15 protein-coding genes are annotated in these 20,490 nt (G+C 51.3%); 8 read left to right on the forward strand and 7 right to left on the reverse strand.

The genetic code is table 11. The features are described from left to right. Window positions 1–32: 32 nt before the first annotated feature. The 4 genes from A7098_RS08005 to A7098_RS08020 all read right to left on the reverse strand — a co-directional run bounded on the left by A7098_RS08005 (window position 33) and on the right by A7098_RS08020 (window position 5,737). On the reverse strand, window positions 33–1,292 hold the full coding sequence (locus A7098_RS08005) for a DUF1479 domain-containing protein (protein ID WP_105280610.1): 1,260 nt from the start codon (window positions 1,290–1,292) through the stop codon (window positions 33–35). 151 nt (window positions 1,293–1,443) lie between these two features. After that, window positions 1,444–2,259: a sugar-phosphatase YbiV gene (gene ybiV / locus A7098_RS08010; RefSeq protein ID WP_000216898.1), complete on the reverse strand. Its 816-nt coding sequence runs from the start codon at window positions 2,257–2,259 to the stop codon at window positions 1,444–1,446. Between the two features lie 140 nt (window positions 2,260–2,399). Further along, a complete protein-coding gene (locus A7098_RS08015) occupies window positions 2,400–4,832 on the reverse strand; it encodes a glycyl radical protein (RefSeq protein WP_105280611.1) in 2,433 nt (810 codons plus the stop codon). Window positions 4,833–4,837: 5 nt separating this feature from the next. After that, a complete protein-coding gene (locus A7098_RS08020; protein WP_000576968.1) occupies window positions 4,838–5,737 on the reverse strand; it encodes a glycyl-radical enzyme activating protein in 900 nt (299 codons plus the stop codon). Between the two features lie 130 nt (window positions 5,738–5,867). Here A7098_RS08020 and fsa point away from each other — a divergent pair, with 130 nt between their 5' ends. Continuing rightward, window positions 5,868–6,530 carry a fructose-6-phosphate aldolase gene (fsa, locus tag A7098_RS08025; protein WP_001487873.1) on the forward strand — a complete coding sequence of 221 codons (663 nt, stop codon included), beginning with the start codon at window positions 5,868–5,870 and terminating at the stop codon, window positions 6,528–6,530. Window positions 6,531–6,719: 189 nt separating this feature from the next. Here fsa and moeB read toward each other — a convergent pair whose 3' ends face one another. Next, window positions 6,720–7,469 carry a molybdopterin-synthase adenylyltransferase MoeB gene (gene moeB / locus A7098_RS08030; protein ID WP_105280612.1) on the reverse strand — a complete coding sequence of 250 codons (750 nt, stop codon included), beginning with the start codon at window positions 7,467–7,469 and terminating at the stop codon, window positions 6,720–6,722. Beyond that, a complete protein-coding gene (gene moeA / locus A7098_RS08035; protein ID WP_000397342.1) occupies window positions 7,469–8,704 on the reverse strand; it encodes a molybdopterin molybdotransferase MoeA in 1,236 nt (411 codons plus the stop codon). The genes moeB and moeA overlap by 1 nt, the downstream gene beginning before the upstream one ends. A gap of 201 nt (window positions 8,705–8,905) precedes the next feature. On the opposite strand from moeA, the gene iaaA reads away from it, so the two are divergent. The 7 genes from iaaA (at window position 8,906) to A7098_RS08070 (ending at window position 19,004) form a co-directional block, all read left to right on the forward strand. Further along, entirely contained in the window at window positions 8,906–9,871 is a 966-nt protein-coding gene (iaaA, locus tag A7098_RS08040; RefSeq protein ID WP_105280613.1) for a beta-aspartyl-peptidase, read from the forward strand. Beyond that, window positions 9,858–11,732 carry a glutathione ABC transporter ATP-binding protein GsiA gene (gene gsiA, locus A7098_RS08045; protein WP_105280614.1) on the forward strand — a complete coding sequence of 625 codons (1,875 nt, stop codon included), beginning with the start codon at window positions 9,858–9,860 and terminating at the stop codon, window positions 11,730–11,732. Before iaaA ends, gsiA begins: the two co-directional genes overlap by 14 nt. A 19-nt stretch (window positions 11,733–11,751) precedes the next feature. Further along, window positions 11,752–13,290 carry a glutathione ABC transporter substrate-binding protein GsiB gene (gsiB, locus tag A7098_RS08050; RefSeq protein ID WP_105280615.1) on the forward strand — a complete coding sequence of 513 codons (1,539 nt, stop codon included), beginning with the start codon at window positions 11,752–11,754 and terminating at the stop codon, window positions 13,288–13,290. Between the two features lie 17 nt (window positions 13,291–13,307). Then, window positions 13,308–14,228 carry a glutathione ABC transporter permease GsiC gene (gsiC, locus tag A7098_RS08055; protein ID WP_000936043.1) on the forward strand — a complete coding sequence of 307 codons (921 nt, stop codon included), beginning with the start codon at window positions 13,308–13,310 and terminating at the stop codon, window positions 14,226–14,228. Between the two features lie 2 nt (window positions 14,229–14,230). After that, window positions 14,231–15,142 carry a glutathione ABC transporter permease GsiD gene (gene gsiD, locus A7098_RS08060; protein ID WP_105280616.1) on the forward strand — a complete coding sequence of 304 codons (912 nt, stop codon included), beginning with the start codon at window positions 14,231–14,233 and terminating at the stop codon, window positions 15,140–15,142. A 177-nt stretch (window positions 15,143–15,319) separates the two neighbouring features. Then, window positions 15,320–17,668 (forward strand): EAL domain-containing protein, encoded by a 2,349-nt coding sequence (locus A7098_RS08065; RefSeq protein WP_105280617.1) that lies wholly within the window; start codon window positions 15,320–15,322, stop codon window positions 17,666–17,668. A gap of 7 nt (window positions 17,669–17,675) precedes the next feature. Continuing rightward, a complete protein-coding gene (locus tag A7098_RS08070; protein ID WP_105280618.1) occupies window positions 17,676–19,004 on the forward strand; it encodes a GGDEF domain-containing protein in 1,329 nt (442 codons plus the stop codon). Window positions 19,005–19,050: 46 nt separating this feature from the next. On the opposite strand, the gene rimO is transcribed toward A7098_RS08070, so the two are convergent. Beyond that, window positions 19,051–20,376 carry a 30S ribosomal protein S12 methylthiotransferase RimO gene (gene rimO, locus A7098_RS08075; RefSeq protein ID WP_105280619.1) on the reverse strand — a complete coding sequence of 442 codons (1,326 nt, stop codon included), beginning with the start codon at window positions 20,374–20,376 and terminating at the stop codon, window positions 19,051–19,053. Window positions 20,377–20,490 lie beyond the last annotated feature (114 nt).

Genomic DNA, 20,490 nt, shown 5'->3' on the forward strand with positions numbered 1-20,490 from the left:
ACATCAATTCACTTCCACTAATCCATCACTTCTCAAACATCCATGCCCAGCGCGCGTTTACCGTGAACGTTCAGATCTTCCAGTGTAAATCGGCCTTGCCAGTTTGTTTCATAATCTTCCCGTGGGAAGTCTCCCGGCGATGCACCTTTTTCCAGTGCTTTCCTGACATTGTGCGCATAAACCCGGTTTTTCTCGCACATCGGCGCGGCAGGAATATACATCACATTCCCCCAGCCCTGTTGATTGTCTACCGGTGCGACACAGTGGATCACATCGCAGTGCCACCAGACAGAATCCCCCGCTGTTATTGCCGGAATTGACGTTAGTGCTTTCATCAATAAGGGATGCCATTTCTCTGAAACAGGCAGAACTTTACCAGGCGCAACACCGCACAGCTCGTCGTCCGGTACGTCATCCAGCAACGGACGCAGCAGAACGTATGCCATCGCTTCCGGGATCGGCACCACGTGTAACAATCCCTGGCCTGGTAACATATCGGAAAGTGCCGTCCAGCCCTGGAACGTGCGGAACACCGAACATTTGGTGGTGTTATCGACGGTGTATTCTTCTACATCGGTACGGTGTGCAGCATCCCACGGATCGTAATCATCAAAATTACCGTTGAAAACATGGGCAAAAACGCGCTGATAAGCAGGTAATAACCAGCGTTCCAGTGCGCCAGAATCAGTGTGTGCCCCCAGACCTTTGGACGTCGTGCCCGGTGGGCGGCGGCGGATCCTGTCTGGATAGATCACGCTAACATCGGGATCAAACCATTGTTTGCCGTTGCTTTCAGACTTCCACAGACGGTTAAGGAAAGATTGCACCGCAGCCATATTGTCGCTCTGCCGCGCCTGCATCTGTGCCTGTGACCAGTAAATGGGATAGATTTCGGGGCGAGACGCCTCCAGCGAGCCGAAAAAGCTGTCACCGGGACCTTTATACACATCATCAAAGTGATTGGCATCAAGGTAGTTGAGCATTGCGCGATCCCACGCCAGCGCCTGCTCGCGGGGGAAATTGCCTTTTATTACCGCGCAACCGCGACGTTTTATCTCATTGCGCGTGGCTTCACTCACTGTACCTGCTGCAATGTCGCTATAAGGAACTTCCGGCCAAACCGGCAATCCTTGCGCTTTCAGTGCGTCTATTTCTGCTACACGCGCTTCGATTTTTGCAGAGAGTTTTTCGAAGACCTGTTGTACATCGCCGATCTGTTGTCGCAGCTTCGCTTTCATTTCACGGATAGCCGTTTTCGCATCTGTTGGCAGCGTCTCATAGGTAAAAGTCATATCAACCTCGCAACTTTCGTTCGAAAGTAAAAATAGTTACGATTGATACTTTAAGTTAAAAATAAGTTAACGCAAGATAAAAATCTTGAGTCAGTGCACAAAGTGAGCAAAAAAGAGAGATGCCGGAACGGTCGCTCCGGCCGGGAGAAGATTACTTATTGAAAGGAGCGGAGCTATCCAGCACCGCCTGAATCACATTCAGCGCGCCTTCATGATTATTATCATCGGTAGCGTAACGGGCGATTTGTTTAATGTTTTCCGCAGCATTGCCCATCGCAAAGGAATAATGCGCCATTTTAAGCATCTCTGCGTCGTTACCGCTGTCGCCAATCGCTACCACATTTTGCGGTGACAGACCCCAGCGTTTTAACAACCGCGAAATACCATTTGCTTTATGCAGGCCGGGAATAATCAGGTCGATAAAACCCGCGCCACTGGTGACAGGTTTCATAATGCCATCGAGCGCAACGTGCAGTTTGTCGACAACCAGCGGGATTTGTTCATCCGGCAGGTTGAGCGAAAACTTGAAAAGCACGTCATCAATCTCCTGGTAATCCTTCACAGGTTTCAGTCGATGGTAGTGTTTTTCCATCAGTGCGACGAATGCTTCCGGCGCATTTTCACTGATGTATGCGCTTTGCAGACCACAGGCGACAAAATTGAGTTGTTTATCTTTCAGCAGTTCCCCAATGACAATCCTGGATTCATGCCGGGTCAGTTCGCCGTGGAACAACTGCTTGCCATGTTCGTAGACCAGCGCGCCGTTTTCCGCGACAAAAGAGATCTCATCTTTTAGCTCAGGAAAGAAGGAAATAAGCTGGTAATACTGGTTACCACTGGCGACAACGAACTCAATATCGCGCTTTTTCAGTTCCTGATACTGCGCCATAAAACGTGACTGGTTGTACATTTTGGCGTCGTTAAGAAAAGTACCGTCCATATCGCAAACGATAACTTTTACAGTCATAAAAGTGCTCCCGGCAATGAATGCAAACGCCACAGTGTAATGACAATGTGATGCGGAGCACAAACTAATTTCGAATGAAAGCGAGAGTAAAATTGATTTCGTGAATGTTTTAGCCCGGCGGTGACGCCGGGCTGAGGGGATTACAGCATGTGTTCGGTGCGGGCGATGATATCGTCCTGAGCGTCTGGAGAGAGCGCGGTGAAGAAGGCGGAATAGCCCGCTACGCGCACGACCAGATCCCGGTACTGATCCGGATGTTTTTTCGCTTCCAGCAGCGTTTCGCGGGAAACAATGTTGTACTGAATATGCCAGCCTTTATGCACTTCGAAGAAGGTGCGTAGCAGGATCATCAGTTTCTGCTTGTCAGATTCGTTCTCCAGCGTCGCCGGGTTTAGTTTCTGGTTGAGCAATACACCGCCGAGAATCGCTGCGGTAGGCAGTTTACCCACCGAGCCAATGACCGCCGTTGGGCCGAGATGGTCAGTACCGGAAGCCGGGCTTGCGCCTTCCGCCAGCGGGGTATGTGCTTTACGTCCGTCCGGCGTTGCCATTGTTTGCGCGCCAAACGGTACGTTAGCGGAGATAGACGACGTACCTGCGTAATAGTTGCCGCCAACCGGACCACGACCGTAGCGCGGGTTGTGGTACTGCTTCAGTTCGTCAATATAGGTCTGATAGGCGCGAGCCAGCAGCGTATCGACGCTATCATCGTCGTTGCCATACTTCGGCGCGCCGTTAATCAGACGCTGACGCAGTTGCTCGTGAGTCAGGCCATCGAAGTCATCCGCCAGCGCGGCAGCCAGTTGTTGTTGACCAATCGCGCCCTGTTCAAATACCAGTTTCTTCACTGCCGCCAGGCTGTTGCCGAGGTTGGCAATGCCGACCTGCAGGCCAGAAACCCAGTCATATTTCGCGCCGCCTTGCTTGATACTTTTCGCTCGCTCAATGCAATCATCCACCAGCGCCGAGCAGAGAATATCGTGCACGTTCTCTTCCAGCATGGTGTCGACCACATATTCGATTTCGATCGATTTGCGGGTGTAGTAACGGATTTGCGTATCCCACGCGTCCATTACTTCATCGAAGTTGTTGAAGTTACCCGCTGACAACGCTTTTTCTTGCGGCAGGAACACGTTGCCGCTGGTGGCATCACGACCGCCTTCCAGCGCCGCCAGCATCACGCGGGCGAAGTTGATAAAGCTCATGCCGGTGCAGCGATAGCCCCATTTGCCGCCGACGGCGGTTTCGATACAACCAATCGCTGCGTAGTCGTAAGCGTCCTGCGGTTCAATACCGAGTTTAATAAATTCCGGGATCACGATTTCGTCGTTGTTGAACGCCGGCATCCCGAAGCCGCAGCGGATCACCTGTACGCAGGCGTCGAGGAAATCGTTACTCATTCCCGCATGGTAACGCACGCTGAGGTTAGGCTGAGTGGAGCGCAGACGACCGCAGGATTCCAGGATCGCGTAAGAGAGCGGATTCACTGCGTCCATCGGCTGACCATCAACCAGATTTTGCCCGCCAATGGTGACGTTCTGATACAGCGGACTTCCCGCAGAGGCTTTCGAGTGCGAGCCTGAGCGGATCTTGTTCACCTCCAGCAGTTTCAGCCAGCAGCTATGCAGCATCTCAATGGCGTGTTCGCGATCCAGCGTCTGGTTCAGTTCAACGTCGCGGCGATAGTATGGGTAGAGATACTGGTCCATACGACCAAACGACACCGAGTGACCGTTAGATTCGATCTGTAAAATCAACTGGATGAAGTAGCACAGTTGCAGCGCCTGCCAGAACGTCTGCGGCGGCTGGTGGGCGATAAGGTCGCAATTTTCTGCCATTGCCAGCAGTTCATCGCGACGGCTTTCGCGGGTTTCGGTGGCGGCCATTTCACGCGCCAGGGCAGTGAAACGTTCAATATGTTCACTGACTGCAACCAGCACGATATCAATCGCTTTCAGGAACTGCTCGCCGTGCAAATCTTCCAGCACAGTCAGGTTGATACGCGAGCGACGCTCCGCCACTTTCTCGCGCAGACCATCAAGCCCTTTTTCCAGCAACAGCGGAAAATTCACCGCCAGGTGTGCATCGCCGGAGGTCATATTGCCTTCTGCTTTGATAATACCGGTCGCCAGCAGGCCTTTTTGCTCATCGGTAAACATGCCGTAGCAGCGATCCTGTACGGTCTGACCGCGCCACCACGGGCACACTTCATGCAGAACGCGTTTGTTCTCTTCGCTCACCGCAAAACCCGCGCCGGGACGATCGGCCAGATCATCAATCTCTTTTTCGATCCACGACACGGTATATTCCGGGAAGATTGGCGCGGCGCGAACTTCGCTTGCCTGGTTGCCGATGATCAACTCATCGTGTTTGATCCAGATGGTGCGATTCGCCAGGTGATGCGCCAGCGCCAGCGCGCGACGAACCGGGATCGGCTTATCGAGATGTTGTTGATACATCTCGGTATAGTGCTGTGCGCGCTCGGTACAAACCGGCGGTTTCACAATATGCACCAGCGCATTTTTGTGCGCTTTAATGCGGTCGCTGAGCGTGTCCAGTTTCAGTGTTGTCATGGTTGTTATCCTCGTAAAGTCGCGGTTAACCCTTTCTGGCAGGCATACTGCTGGGCAAAGTCGAGCAGTTCTGGCGCATCAAGCGGTTTTTCCGGGGCGTCATAGGGCAGATTAAGTAAGTGATATTTGTTGATGCCCAGCGTGTGGTAGGGCAGGAAATGAATTTCGCCAACGTGCAGCTCGTCGGCGGCAAAATCGGTAATGGCTTTTACAGAGGTTTCGTCAGCATTAAAGCCCTGAATCAGCGGCACGCGGATAATGATTTTTTTCCCCGCTGCGGCGAGTTTTTTCAGGTTATCCAGCACTCTGGCGGCGTTACCGTCGGTCCACTGTTTAAACGGCACGTCGGCGACGTGTTTTAAATCGGCAAGAAACAGATCGATATAGGGCAGAGAAGGGGCGATATATTTCCACGGCACATGCAGGCAGGTTTCTACCGCAGTATGAATGCCGGCCTCGTGGCTGGCTTGCAGTAGCGCCGTCGCCATTTCCGGCTGCATAAAGGGTTCACCGCCAGAAAGCGTTAAGCCGCCGCCGCTGCGATCGTAAAACGGTTTATCGCGCAAAACGGTCGCCATGATCTCCTCAACGCTTTTCACTTCACCACACACGGTTAACGCCTGTGTCGGGCAGCAGTTGGTTAACGCCGTCAGATGCTCCGGGGTTAACTTTTCCCGATGAATAAGCAGGCCATTCAGCGTGCGCTCAATCACTTCCGGCACGGCCTTAGCACATAGCTCGCAGCCCTCCAGGCACAGACGTGCGTCATACAGTAGATCCTGCGTGCGGGCGCGGCTTTCAGGATTCTGACACCAGCGACAACCCAGCGAGCAACCTTTCAGAAAAACCACTGTGCGAATGCCGGGGCCGTCGTGGGTCGAGTAGCGTTGAATATTGAAGATCATAGATGCCTCTCTGTTTCGTTCAAACATTAAATTACTTTCGAATGAAAGTTATGTTGATGTGCGTCAACTGTTCAGAGAGTTTTCTCGTGGTAGTCTGGTTTCAGACAAAAAGTACATTTTGAGGATGGTTATGGAACTGTATCTGGATACTTCAGACGTTGTTGCGGTGAAGGCGCTGTCACGTATTTTTCCGCTGGCGGGTGTGACCACTAACCCAAGCATTATCGCAGCGGGTAAAAAACCGCTGGACGTTGTGCTTCCGCAACTTCACGAGGCGATGGGCGGTCAGGGGCGTCTGTTTGCCCAGGTAATGGCTACCACTGCTGAAGGGATGGTGAATGACGCACGTAAATTGCGTTCTATTATTGCGGATATCGTGGTGAAAGTCCCGGTGACCGCCGAGGGGCTGGCAGCTATTAAGATGTTAAAAGCGGAAGGGATTCCGACGCTGGGTACGGCGGTGTATGGCGCGGCACAAGGGCTGTTGTCGGCGCTGGCGGGCGCGGAATATGTTGCGCCTTATGTCAACCGTATTGATGCTCAGGGTGGTAGCGGTATTCAAACCGTGACCGATTTGCATCAGTTACTGAAAATGCATGCGCCACAGGCGAAAGTGTTAGCCGCGAGTTTCAAAACCCCGCGTCAGGCGCTGGACTGCTTACTGGCAGGATGTGAATCCATCACCCTGCCGCTGGATGTGGCACAACAGATGATTAGCTATCCGGCGGTTGACGCTGCCGTAGCGAAGTTTGAGCAGGACTGGCAGGGCGCGTTTGGCAGAACGTCGATTTAACGGGATGTTCTGCATCCTCATAAATTGCTTATAACGTGGCGGAGTGCACCGATGCCTGCCACGTCTTATCAGGCCTGGAAATCTGCGCCCGAACCGTAGGTCGGATAAGGCGTTTACGCCGTATCCGACACCCGGAGCACAATGCCCGATGCGACGCCTGGCGCGTCTTATCAGGCCTGGAGGCGACAATTACTGCCCGCAAACCTCACATCCCGGATTGCGCATCAGTTTCATTTCGCGGAACTGACAGGTCATCGCATCGTACATAACGATTTTTCCGCTGGCAGGTTTTCCATAGCCTGCCAGCAGTTTGATCGCTTCCATTGCCTGCAACGAACCAATTACGCCAATCAATGGCGCCATCACGCCTGCTTCCACGCAGGTTAACGCGTTTTCGCCAAACAAACGGCTAAGGCAGCGGTAGCAAGGCTCGCCGTCCTGATAAGTAAAGACGGTGATTTGACCTTCCATACGAATTGCCGCGCCGGAAACCAGCGGCACCTTCGCGGCAAAACAGCCTGCGTTCAGTTGATTACGTACCGCAACGTTATCCGTACAGTCGAGCACCAGATCGTGTTTAGCAATCAACGCAGCAAGCTCAGCATCATCAAGTAACGCATTCGCTGGTGTAATTGCGATATGTGGATTGATCCGTGCCAGTGCATCACGGGCAGATTCAACCTTCGGTTGCCCGACCGTAGCGTCACTGTGTAGCGTCTGGCGTTGCAGATTCGAGAGCGAAACCGTGTCGAAGTCGAGCAGCGTCAGGTTGCCGACACCGGCGCTTGCCAGATACTGCGAGGCTGCGCAACCGAGTCCACCGAGGCCGACGACCAGCACGCGAGAATCTTTCAACGCTTCCTGGCCGTCAAAATCAAAACCACGCAGGATGATTTGCCGGTTGTAGCGCAGCATCTCCTGATCGCTGAGTTCCGCCATTACAGGCCTCCGAACAACGCGTTAAACGGCTCGACTTCCACCCATTCGCCCGCTTCAACATTGCCGCGATCGCGTTCCAGCACGATAAAGCAGTTGCCGAGGCTAAAAGAGCTAAATATATGGGAACCCTGATGTCCGGTGGTCATCACTTCCAGTTCGCCGTCGGCATTGCGTTGCAGCACACCACGCTGGAAATCAAGACGACCAGGCGTTTTCTTGAGGCGAGAAGCCGTGCGTACACGCTGGCGCGTAGGCAGGCCGCTGGCGGTGTTGCCGCTTAATTTTGCCAGTAACGGCTGTACCAGTTGGTAGAATGTCAGCGTTGCTGAAACCGGATTACCCGGCAGGCCGCAGAACCAGCTATTGCCGAGTTTACCGAACGCGAACGGTTTACCCGGTTTAATCGCCAGCTTCCAGAAGGCGATTTCGCCCAGCTCTTCGAGAATGGTTTTGGTGTAATCCGCTTCACCAACCGAAACACCGCCAGAACTGATCACTACATCCGCCTGACTGTCGGCTTCAATAAATGCTGTGCGCAAGGCGTGGGGATCGTCGCGGATAATCCCTAAGTTGATCACCTCGCAACCCAGTTGTTCTAACATTAGGTGTACGGCGAGACGGTTGGTATCGTAGATTTGACCGTCGCCCAGTGGCTGACCTGGCAACTGGAGTTCATCACCGGTGGAAAACAGCGCCACACGCACTTTGCGAATCACCGGAACGTCGGCAATTCCCAGTGAAGCAATCACCGGCAGCTCTGCGGTAGTCAGGCGAGTCCCCGCCGGGAAAACAACCGCACCCGCAGAGATATCTTCACCGCGACGACGAATATTTTGCCCGCTACGCACTTCAGCGGTAAAACGCACTCCTGCATCCGTTTGTTCGGTCTGTTCCTGCATCACCACCGCTTCACAGCCTTCCGGCACCGGAGCACCGGTCATAATGCGAATACAGGTGCCAGCAGGCCATTCACCATGATACGGCTGCCCGGCAAACGATTTGCCAGCAACGGGCAGCGGTTGCCCGGAGGCGATATCGGCTAAACGAACCGCGTAGCCGTCCATTGCCGAGTTATCAAACCCAGGGACATCGAGCGGCGAAACCACATCGCTCGCCAGAATACGACCAAAACACTGAACCAGTGGCAGCGTTTCCTGAGCAGTCAAAGGGGTAACGCGAGAAAGCATCTCATTAAGCGCGGTGTCGAGCGACATCAAACCGGTGGTAAATTCCATGAAAACACTCCTGCGGGGCAAAATCGAATCCGCCTATTATGTCAGAAAAACGCCACGGACTGTATGCCACCTCGGTCGTAGAGCGGGCTCCTGCCTTTACATGCCATATACATCTTTCTATATTCAAAAATTGAATGAATAATTCATAAAAATTCTGATATTTATAGCAAAGTGGCGAGCCACCCTTAATGGACGAATACTATGGGCAAAGCAGTCATTGCAATTCACGGCGGCGCAGGCGCAATTAGCCGCGCACAGATGAGTCTGCAACAGGAATTACGCTACATTGAGGCACTGTCTGCCATTGTTGAAACCGGACAGAACATGCTCGAAGCGGGCGCAAGTGCGCTGGATGCAGTGACGGAAGCCGTGCGCTTGCTGGAAGAGTGCCCACTGTTTAACGCCGGAATTGGCGCTGTCTTTACGCGTGATGAAACCCATGAACTCGACGCCTGCGTGATGGATGGCAATACCCTGAAAGCCGGTGCAGTGGCGGGCGTCAGTCATCTGCGTAATCCGGTTCTTGCCGCCCGTCTGGTGATGGAACAAAGCCCGCATGTGATGATGATAGGTGATGGCGCAGAAAATTTTGCTTTTGCTCATGGCATGGAGCGCGTCTCGCCGGAGATTTTCTCCACGCCTTTGCGTTATGAACAATTACTGGCGGCGCGTGAGGAAGGGGAGATGCTCCTCGACCATAGCGGCGCACCGTTGGATGAAAAACAGAAAATGGGCACTGTGGGAGCCGTGGCGTTGGATCTCCATGGCAATCTGGCGGCTGCCACGTCCACGGGGGGAATGACCAATAAATTACCTGGTCGGGTCGGCGACAGCCCGCTGGTTGGCGCCGGGTGCTACGCCAATAACGCCAGCGTGGCAGTTTCTTGTACCGGCACGGGCGAAGTCTTCATTCGCGCGCTGGCGGCGTATGACATCGCCGCGTTGATGGATTACGGGGGCTTAAGCCTCGCACAAGCCTGCGAGCGGGTAGTGATGGAAAAACTCCCTGCGCTTGGCGGCAGTGGCGGACTAATCGCTATCGATCATGAAGGCAACGTCGCGCTACCTTTTAACACCGAGGGAATGTATCGCGCCTGGGGCTACGCAGGCGATACGCCAACCACCGGTATCTATCGTGAAAAAGGGGACACCGTTGCCACACAGTGATGAGCTTGAAGCCGATGATGTGCTGGCTGTTGATAATCTCAATATTGCCTTTATGCAGGACCAGCAAAAAGTGGCTGCGGTTCGCGGTCTCTCTTTTAGCCTGCGACGTGGTGAGACGCTGGCAATTGTTGGAGAGTCCGGTTCCGGCAAGTCAGTTACAGCACTGGCGTTGATGCGTCTGTTAGAACAGGCGGGGGGGCTGGTGCAGTGCGACAAAATGTTATTGCGGCGCCGCAGTCGTGAGGTGATTGAGCTTAGTGAGCAGCAGAGCTCCCGGCAAATGCAGCATATACGCGGTGCGGATATAGCGATGATTTTCCAGGAGCCAATGACGTCGCTAAATCCGGTATTTACCGTGGGCGAACAGATTGCCGAGTCTATCCGTCTGCATCAGAACGCCAGTCGTGAAGAAGCGATGTCGGAGGCGAAACGGATGCTGGATCAGGTTCGCATCCCGGAAGCACAAACCATTCTTTCGCGTTATCCGCATCAACTCTCCGGTGGGATGCGTCAGCGGGTGATGATTGCCATGGCGCTGTCATGTCGCCCGGCGGTGCTGATTGCCGATGAGCCGACGACTGCACTGGACGTCACCATTCAGGCGCAGATCCTGCAATTAATCAAAGTGTTGCAAAAAGAGATGTCGATGGGCGTCATCTTTATCACCCACGACATGGGCGTGGTGGCGGAGATTGCCGATCGGGTACTGGTGATGTATCAGGGCGAGGCGGTGGAAACGGGCAGCGTCGAACAGATTTTTCATGCGCCACAGCATCCTTATACCCGTGCGCTATTGGCTGCTGTTCCGCAGCTTGGCGCGATGAGAGGGCAAGATTATCCCCGACGTTTCCCGTTGATATCGCTTGAACATCCGACTCAACAGGAACGCCCTGTCGAGCAGAAAACGGTGGTTGATGGCGAACCTGTTTTACAGGTGCGTAATCTGGTCACCCGTTTCCCTTTGCGTAGTGGGTTGTTGAATCGCGTAACGCGGGAAGTGCACGCCGTTGAAAAGGTTAGTTTTGATCTCTGGCCGGGTGAAACGTTGTCGCTGGTGGGGGAGTCTGGCAGTGGTAAATCCACCACCGGACGGGCGTTGTTGCGCCTGGTTGAAAGTCAGGGCGGAGAAATTATCTTCAACGGCCAGCGAATCGATACTCTGTCACCCGGCAAACTTCAGGCATTGCGCCGCGATATTCAGTTTATTTTTCAGGATCCTTACGCCTCACTGGATCCACGCCAGACGATCGGTGATTCGATTATCGAACCGCTACGTGTTCATGGATTATTGCAGGGTAATGAAGCCGCTGCACGCGTTGCGTGGCTACTGGAACGCGTTGGTCTGTTACCCGAACATGCGTGGCGCTACCCGCATGAGTTTTCCGGCGGCCAGCGTCAGCGTATCTGTATTGCCCGTGCGCTGGCGTTGAATCCCAAAGTCATTATTGCCGATGAAGCCGTGTCGGCGCTGGATGTTTCTATTCGCGGGCAGATTATCAACTTGTTGCTCGATCTCCAGCGTGATTTCGGCATTGCATATCTGTTTATCTCTCACGATATGGCGGTCGTGGAGCGGATCAGCCATCGTGTAGCGGTGATGTATCTTGGACAAATTGTCGAAATAGGCCCCCGGCGCGCGGTCTTTGAAAATCCACAGCACCCTTATACGCGTAAATTACTGGCGGCAGTTCCGGTTGCTGAACCGTCCCGGCTGCGACCACAGCGCGTACTGCTATCGGACGATCTTCCCAGCAATATTCATCAGCGTGGCGAAGAGGTTGCAGCCGTCTCGTTGCAATGCGTCGGGCCGGGGCATTACGTCGCACAACCACAATCAGAATACGCATTCATGCGTAGATAACATTCAGGCGGAGAATCAAATGGCAAGAGCTGTACACCGTAGTGGGTTAGTGGCGCTGGGTATTGTCACAGCGTTGATGGCATCTTGTGCATTCGCTGCCAAAGATGTGGTTGTGGCGGTGGGATCGAACTTCACCACCCTCGACCCGTATGACGCGAATGACACGTTGTCACAGGCCGTGGCGAAATCGTTTTACCAGGGGCTGTTCGGTCTGGATAAAGATATGAAGCTGAAAAATGTGCTGGCGGCGAGTTATACCGTCTCCGGTGACGGCCTCACTTACACCGTGAAATTGCGTGAAGGGATTAAGTTCCAGGATGGCACCGACTTCAACGCGGCGGCGGTAAAAGCGAATCTGGATCGGGCCAGTGACCCAGCGAATCATCTTAAACGCTATAACTTGTATAAGAATATTGCCAAAACTGAAGCGGTCGATCCGACAACGGTGAAGATTACGCTTAAACAGCCGTTCTCCGCGTTTATTAATATTCTTGCCCATCCGGCGACAGCGATGATTTCTCCGGCGGCGCTGGAAAAATATGGCAAAGAGATTGGTTTTCATCCGGTGGGAACCGGGCCGTATGAACTGGACACCTGGAATCAGACCGATTTTGTGAAGGTTAAAAAATTCACCGGTTACTGGCAGTCAGGACTACCCAAACTGGACAGCATTACCTGGCGTCCGGTGGCGGATAACAACACTCGCGCGGCAATGTTGCAAACCGGTGAAGCGCAGTTTGCTTTCCCCATTCCCTACGAGCAGGCCGCGCTGCTGGAGAAAAACAAAAATATCGAGCTGATGGCCAGCCCGTCGATTATGCAGCGTTATATCAGTATGAATGTGACGCAAAAGCCGTTCGATAACCCGAAGGTACGGGAGGCGCTGAATTATGCCATCAACCGTCCGGCGCTGGTGAAAGTCGCGTTTGCGGGATATGCAACGCCCGCCACTGGCGTGGTGCCGCCGAGTATCGCCTACGCGCAAAGTTACCAACCGTGGCCTTACGATCCGGCAAAAGCGCGCGAATTACTTAAAGAGGCGGGATATCCCAACGGTTTCAGTACCACGCTGTGGTCGTCACATAACCACAGCACCGCGCAGAAAGTGCTGCAATTTACCCAGCAGCAGTTAGCGCAGGTAGGAATTAAAGCCCAGGTGACGGCGATGGATGCCGGACAGCGGGCGGCAGAAGTAGAAGGTAAAGGGCAAAAAGAGAGCGGCGTGCGACTGTTCTACACCGGCTGGTCGGCATCGACCGGCGAAGCTGACTGGGCGTTATCGCCGCTGTTTGCGTCACAGAACTGGCCACCGACGCTGTTTAATACTGCGTTTTACAGTAATAAACAGGTGGATGATTTCCTGGCTCAGGCACTGAAAACTAACGATCCGGCGGAAAAGACCCGCTTATATAAGGCGGCGCAGGATATCATCTGGCAAGAGTCGCCGTGGATCCCGCTGGTGGTCGAAAAACTGGTGTCGGCACACAGTAAAAATCTGACCGGTTTTTGGATCATGCCAGACACCGGCTTCAGCTTTGAAGATGCGGACTTGCAATAAGCAACGCAGGGAGTGGAATGCTTAATTACGTTATCAAACGCTTACTGGGGTTGATTCCGACGCTGTTTATCGTCTCGGTGCTGGTGTTTTTATTTGTCCATATGCTGCCCGGCGATCCGGCGCGATTGATTGCCGGCCCCGAAGCCGATGCTCAGGTCATCGAACTGGTGCGTCAGCAACTGGGTCTGGATCAGCCGCTGTATCACCAGTTCTGGCACTACATCAGCAACGCAGTGCAGGGAGATTTTGGCCTGTCGATGGTGTCGCGTCGTCCGGTTGCCGATGAGATTGCCAGCCGCTTCATGCCAACGCTGTGGCTGACCATAACCAGTATGGTCTGGGCGGTGATATTTGGTATGGCGGCAGGAATTATCGCCGCCGTCTGGCGTAACCGTTGGCCGGATCGATTGAGTATGACCATCGCGGTGTCGGGGATCTCCTTCCCGGCATTTGCCCTGGGGATGCTTTTGATACAGGTTTTCTCCGTTGAGCTGGGCTGGCTGCCTACCGTAGGTGCAGACAGTTGGCAGCACTACATTTTACCCTCCCTGACGCTCGGCGCGGCAGTGGCAGCCGTGATGGCGCGCTTTACCCGTGCGTCGTTTGTCGATGTCTTAAGCGAAGATTATATGCGTACCGCGAGGGCGAAAGGGGTGAGCGAAACCTGGGTTGTCCTCAAACATGGGCTACGCAACGCGATGATCCCGGTAGTGACCATGATGGGCTTACAGTTTGGCTTTTTGCTCGGAGGTTCCATCGTGGTGGAGAAGGTTTTCAACTGGCCCGGACTTGGGCGCTTACTCGTTGACTCCGTAGAAATGCGCGATTACCCGGTGATTCAGGCGGAAATTCTGCTTTTCTCGCTGGAATTTATTCTTATCAACTTAGTGGTGGATGTGCTTTACGCCGCCATTAACCCGGCTATCAGGTACAAGTAAGGATGCGATTATTTAACTGGCGTCGTCAGGCGGTGTTAAACGCCATGCCACTAGTAAAACCTGATCAGGTGCGTACTCCGTGGCATGAGTTCTGGCGACGTTTTCGCCGTCAGCATATGGCGATGACCGCCGCATTATTCGTCATTTTGTTGATTATGATGGCAATTTTTGCACGCTGGATCGTCCCCTATGACGCCGAAAATTATTTCGATTATGACAATCTGAATAACGGACCTTCTTTGCAGCACTGGTTTGGCGTCGATTCACTGGGGCGCGACATTTTCAGCCGTGTCCTGGTTGGTGCACAAATCTCGCTGGCGGCGGGCGTGTTTGCGGTGTTTATCGGTGCGGCGATTGGGACGTTGCTGGGTTTGCTGGCTGGATATTACGAAGGCTGGTGGGATCGGCTGATCATGCGTATTTGCGATGTGCTGTTTGCTTTCCCTGGCATTTTGCTGGCTATTGCTGTTGTCGCGGTGCTGGGAAGCGGCATTGCTAACGTGATTATCGCCGTCGCTATCTTTTCTATTCCTGCGTTTGCCCGACTGGTGCGCGGCAACACGCTGGTGTTAAAACAGCAAACCTTTATTGAATCAGCGCGCAGTATTGGGGCCAGCGATATGACCATTTTGTTGCGCCACATCTTACCGGGGACAGTCTCTTCCATCGTCGTGTTCTTTACCATGCGCATTGGCACCTCAATTATCTCCGCCGCCAGTCTGTCGTTTCTCGGCCTGGGAGCGCAGCCGCCGACCCCGGAGTGGGGAGCGATGCTCAACGAAGCGAGAGCGGATATGGTTATCGCGCCGCATGTGGCGGTTTTTCCGGCACTGGCTATTTTCCTGACCGTGCTGGCGTTCAACTTGCTGGGTGATGGTTTGCGTGATGCGCTGGACCCCAAAATTAAAGGATAGTCACGGTTGAATATTGCTTGAAAGGGTAATGACCTCAGAGGAAATTATTGCCTTAAGCAAGTGTTGTAACTTTCTTCTAATTTTGTAGAATCGAGTAATTTGGTTAAAAAGCCGCTGTGAGGGACTATTTATGCAGCGGCACAGCGTACTGACAGTTATTTTGTTAAATGTATTAACATGCTGAGTTTATACGAAAAGATAAAGATCAGGCTGATAATTTTATTTTTATTGGCTGCGCTGTCATTTATTGTTCTTTTTTTCATCATTAACTATCAGCTGGTATCGGAGCGTGCGGTAAAACGTGCTGATAGCCGCTTTGAACTTATTCAAAAAAACGTTGGCTATTTCTTTAAAGATATTGAACGTTCCGCTCTGACGTTAAAGGACTCACTTTATTTATTGAAAAACAGTGAGGAGATTAAACGAGCTGTCATCCTGAAAATGGAAATGATGCCATTTTTAGACTCAGTGGGGCTGGTACTGGATAATGATAAATATTATCTATTTTCGCGGCGGGCGAATGATAAAATCTTTATTTATCATCAGGAAAAGGTAAATGGTCCCCTTGTTGATGAGGCAGGACGCGTCATCTTTGCCGATTTTAATCCGTCGCAGCGCCCGTGGTCAGTAGCTTCGGATGGCTCTGACAGTAGCTGGAATCCGGCATATAATTGCTTTGATCGTCCGGGGAAAAAATGTATTTCTTTTACACTACGAATTAACGGCAAAGACCGTGATTTGCTGGCTATTGATAAAATTCATGTCGATTTAAACTGGCGATACCTGAACGAATACCTTGATCAAATCAGCGCAACTGATGAAGTGTTGTTTCTGAAACAAGGTTATGAAATCATTGCCAAGAACCAACTCGCCCGTGAAAAATTGATTATTTATAATAGCGAAGATAATTATAATATTATTGATTCTGTCGATACAGAGTATATAGCAAAAACATCGCGCGTACCCAATAACTCGCTATTCGAAATCTATTTTTATTATCCTACGGGGAAACTATTTAACGCGTCAGATAAACTTTTTTATTTACCGTTTGCTTTCATTATTGTCGTATTGCTGGCGGTTTACTTAATGACGACCCGTGTGTTCCGTCGGCAATTTTCAGAAATGACAACGCTGGTCAATACGCTGGAGTTTTTACCTGACTCTGCGGATCAAATGCAGGCACTGAAAATTCGTGACGGCGATGCGAAAGAGATTATCAGCATCAAAAATTCGATCGCGGAAATGAAAGATGCTGAAGTTGAGCGTTCAAATAAATTGCTCTCGCTGATCTCCTACGATCAGGAAAGCGGTTTTATCAAAAATATGGCGATTATTGAGTCAAACAATAATCAGTATCTGGCCGCCGGGATCATCAAACTGTGCGGACTGGAAGCCGTCGAAGCCGTGTTTGGTGTCGAGGAACGCAACAAAATCGTCAGGAGGCTGTGTCAGCGAATTGCCGAGAAATATGCACAATGCTGCGATATCGTGACATTTAATGCCGATCTCTATTTATTATTGTGTCGGGAAAATATACAGACTTTTACCCGTAAGATCGCGATGATAAACGATTTCGACAGTAGCTTTGGCTATCGCAATCTGCGTATACACAAATCTGCCATTTGTGAACCTCTGAAGGGCGAAAATGCCTGGAGCTACGCAGAAAAACTGAAGCTGGCGATTTCCAGCATCCGTGACCATATGTTCTCTGAGTTTATTTTCTGTGATGATGCGAAACTCAGCGAAATTGAAGAGAATATCTGGATTGCGCGCAATATCCGTCATGCAATGGAAAAAGGCGAGCTATTCCTGGTTTATCAACCGATTGTTGATATTAACACCCGTGAAATTCTGGGGGCTGAGGCACTGTGCCGCTGGGTTTCTGCGGAGCGGGGGATCATCTCGCCGCTGAAGTTTATTGCTATCGCGGAAGATATCGCTTTTATCAATGAACTGGGTTACCAAATTATTAAAACGGCGATGGCTGAATTCCGCCATTTTAGCCAGCGTGCGCTCCTGAAACAGGATTTCTTACTGCATATAAATGTTTCGCCCTGGCAATTAAACGAACCACATTTTCATGAGCGTTTTATCGCCATCATGAAAGAACATGAACTGATGGCGAAAAGTCTCTGTATTGAGATCACTGAAACTGTGATTGAGCGAATTAGTGAACATTTTTATCTCAATATTGAACAACTGCGTAAACAAGGGGTACGAATATCGATTGATGACTTTGGTACGGGTTTGTCAAACCTGAAACGTTTTTATGAAATTAATCCTGATAGCATAAAAGTGGACTCGCAATTTACCGGCGATATTTTCGGCACTGCGGGTAAAATTTTGCGCATTATCTTCGACCTGGCACGCTATAACCGGATCCCGGTGATTGCAGAAGGTGTTGAGAGCGAAGAGGTTGCGCGTGAATTAATCAAATTAGGGTGTGTTCAGGCCCAGGGGTATCTGTACCAGAAGCCGTTGCCATTCTCTGCCTGGGACAAAAGTGGAAAGTTAGTAAAAGAGTAGTTTAGGTATGTCCAGAATCAATAAATTCGTACTTACAGTCAGTCTGCTGATTTTTATCATGATTTCAGCAGTTGCCTGCGGGATCTATACCCAGATGGTAAAAGAACGGGTGTATGGCCTGAAACAGTCCGTTATTGATACTGCTTTTACGGTGGCAAATATTGCTGAATATCGGCGTAGTGTGGCAATTGATCTCATTAACACGCTTAACCCGACTGAAGAAGAATTGCTGGCTGGCTTGCGCACAGCTTACGCTGACTCGGTTTCACCTTCTTATTTGTATGATGTTGGTCCTTATCTGATTTCCAGTGATGAGTGTATTCAGGTTAAGGAGTATGAAAATAATTATTGTGCAGATATTATGCAAGTTGTTAAGTATCGGCATGTTAAAAATACGGGGTTCATCTCTTTTGACGGCAAAACCTTCGTCTATTATCTCTATCCGGTTACTCACAATCGCAGTTTGATATTTTTGCTTGGGCTGGAGCGATTTTCGTTACTGTCAAAGTCACTGGCAATGGATAGCGAGAACCTGATGTTCTCACTGTTTAAGAACGGCAAGCCAGTTACCGGTGATGAATATAATGCCAAAAACGCCATCTTCACCGTTTCGGAAGCGATGGAACATTTCTCCTATTTGCCGACCGGATTGTACGTATTTGCTTATAAAAAAGACGTTTATTTGCAGGTATGTACGCTGATTATTTTCTTTGCTGCCTTGGTGGCAGTTATTTCAGGCACAAGTTGCCTCTATCTGATACGCAGAGTGATTAATCGTGGCATTGTTGAGAAAGAAGCCATTATTAATAACCATTTTGATCGCGTGCTGGACGGTGGGCTTTTCTTTTCGGCGGCGGATGTCAAAAAACTCTACAGCATGTATAACTCGGCGTTTCTTGACGATCTGACAAAAGCAATGGGCAGAAAATCCTTTGACGAAGATTTAAAAACCTTACCGGAAAAAGGCGGTTATTTATGCCTGTTTGACGTCGATAAATTCAAAAATATTAACGATACCTTCGGTCATTTGTTGGGCGATGAAGTGTTGATGAAGGTCGTGAAAATCCTTAAATCACAAATTCCGGTGGATAAAGGCAAAGTCTACCGCTTTGGCGGCGACGAATTTGCGGTGATTTATACTGGCGGAACCCTGGATGAGTTGCTATCGATTTTAAAAGATATCGTCAATTTCCAGGTGGGGAGTATTAATTTAAGCACCAGTATCGGCGTGGCGCATTCAAATGAATGTACTACCGTTGAACGGTTAAAAATGCTGGCGGATGAGCGGCTGTATAAAAGTAAGAAAAACGGCAGGGCACAGATTAGCTGGCAGTAATTTTTATTAACGAACCGGGCAAATGATTTTGCCCGGCCTGAATTAATTAAACCCGACTACCCCACAAATCGTACTCGTCGGCGTGCTCGACTTTCACACGCAGGATATCGCCCGGCTTAACGTTGGTTTCACCGTTGAGATAAACCGCGCCGTCGATTTCCGGTGCATCTGCCATGCTGCGGCCAATCGCGCCTTCTTCGTCTACTTCGTCGACGATCACCAGAATTTCACGGCCCACTTTTTCTTGCAGGCGCTCGGCGGAAATCTGCTGCTGCAGTTGCATGAAGCGATTCCAGCGTTCTTCTTTCACTTCTTCCGGAACCTGGTCAGGCAGGGCATTGGCGTCTGCGCCTTCAACCGGGCTGTATTTAAAGCAGCCAACGCGATCCAGACGTGCTTCTTTCAGGAAGCCGAGCAGCATCTGGAAATCTTCTTCCGTCTCGCCAGGGAAGCCGACAATAAAGGTTGAACGCAGGGTCAGTTCCGGGCAGATTTCGCGCCACTGTTTGATGCGTGCCAGTTGGCGATCTACAGAACCCGGGCGCTTCATTAGTTTGAGAATGCGCGGGCTGGCGTGCTGTAACGGAATATCCAGATACGGCAGGATTTTGCCTTCAGCCATCAGCGGGATAACGTCATCTACATGCGGGTAAGGGTAAACGTAGTGCAGACGTGTCCAGATCCCCAGTTTTGATAACTGTTCGCACAGGCTGACCATACTGGTTTTTACCGGCTCGCCGTTGTAAAAGCCTGTACGGTGTTTAACATCAACGCCATACGCGGAAGTATCCTGGGAGATCACCAGAATCTCTTTAACGCCCGCATCTACCAGGCGTTTCGCTTCGCTTAACACTTCGCCAATCGGACGGCTCACCAAATCGCCGCGCATAGACGGAATAATGCAGAAGGTGCAGCGATGGTTACAGCCTTCGGATATCTTCAGATAAGCGTAATGACGTGGCGTCAGCTTAACGCCTTGCTCAGGCACCAGGCTCAGAAATGGGTTGTGTTTCGGTTTTGGCACGTAGTGATGAACGTGCTCCAGAACCTGCTCATAGCTATGAGGGCCGGTGATTTCCAGCACTTTCGGGTGGACTTCGCGGATCTGATCTTCTTTCGCCCCCAGACAACCGGTCACTATTACCTTGCCGTTTTCATTCAACGCTTCGCCAATGGCTTCCAGTGATTCTTGCACCGCACTGTCAATAAAACCGCAGGTGTTGACGATTACCATGTCTGCGTCGTCGTAGCTCGGTACTACGTCATAACCTTCAGTGCGCAATTCGGTCAGAATACGCTCTGAATCGACGAGGTTTTTCGGACAGCCGAGGGAAACAAAGCCGATTTTCGGCTGGGGAGTTACTTTGCTCATAGCTTAAAAAATATTCAGTTACAGGAAAGGTCAGGGCAGGGATTCTACAGAGTTCTGGATAAAATTTGTATCGTAATCTGGTCAACAGGCGAGGAAAACGCCCCAAATATCGGG

It is taken from the genome of Escherichia sp. MOD1-EC7011, assembly GCF_002965005.1.
GTDB lineage: Bacteria > Pseudomonadota > Gammaproteobacteria > Enterobacterales > Enterobacteriaceae > Escherichia > Escherichia ruysiae.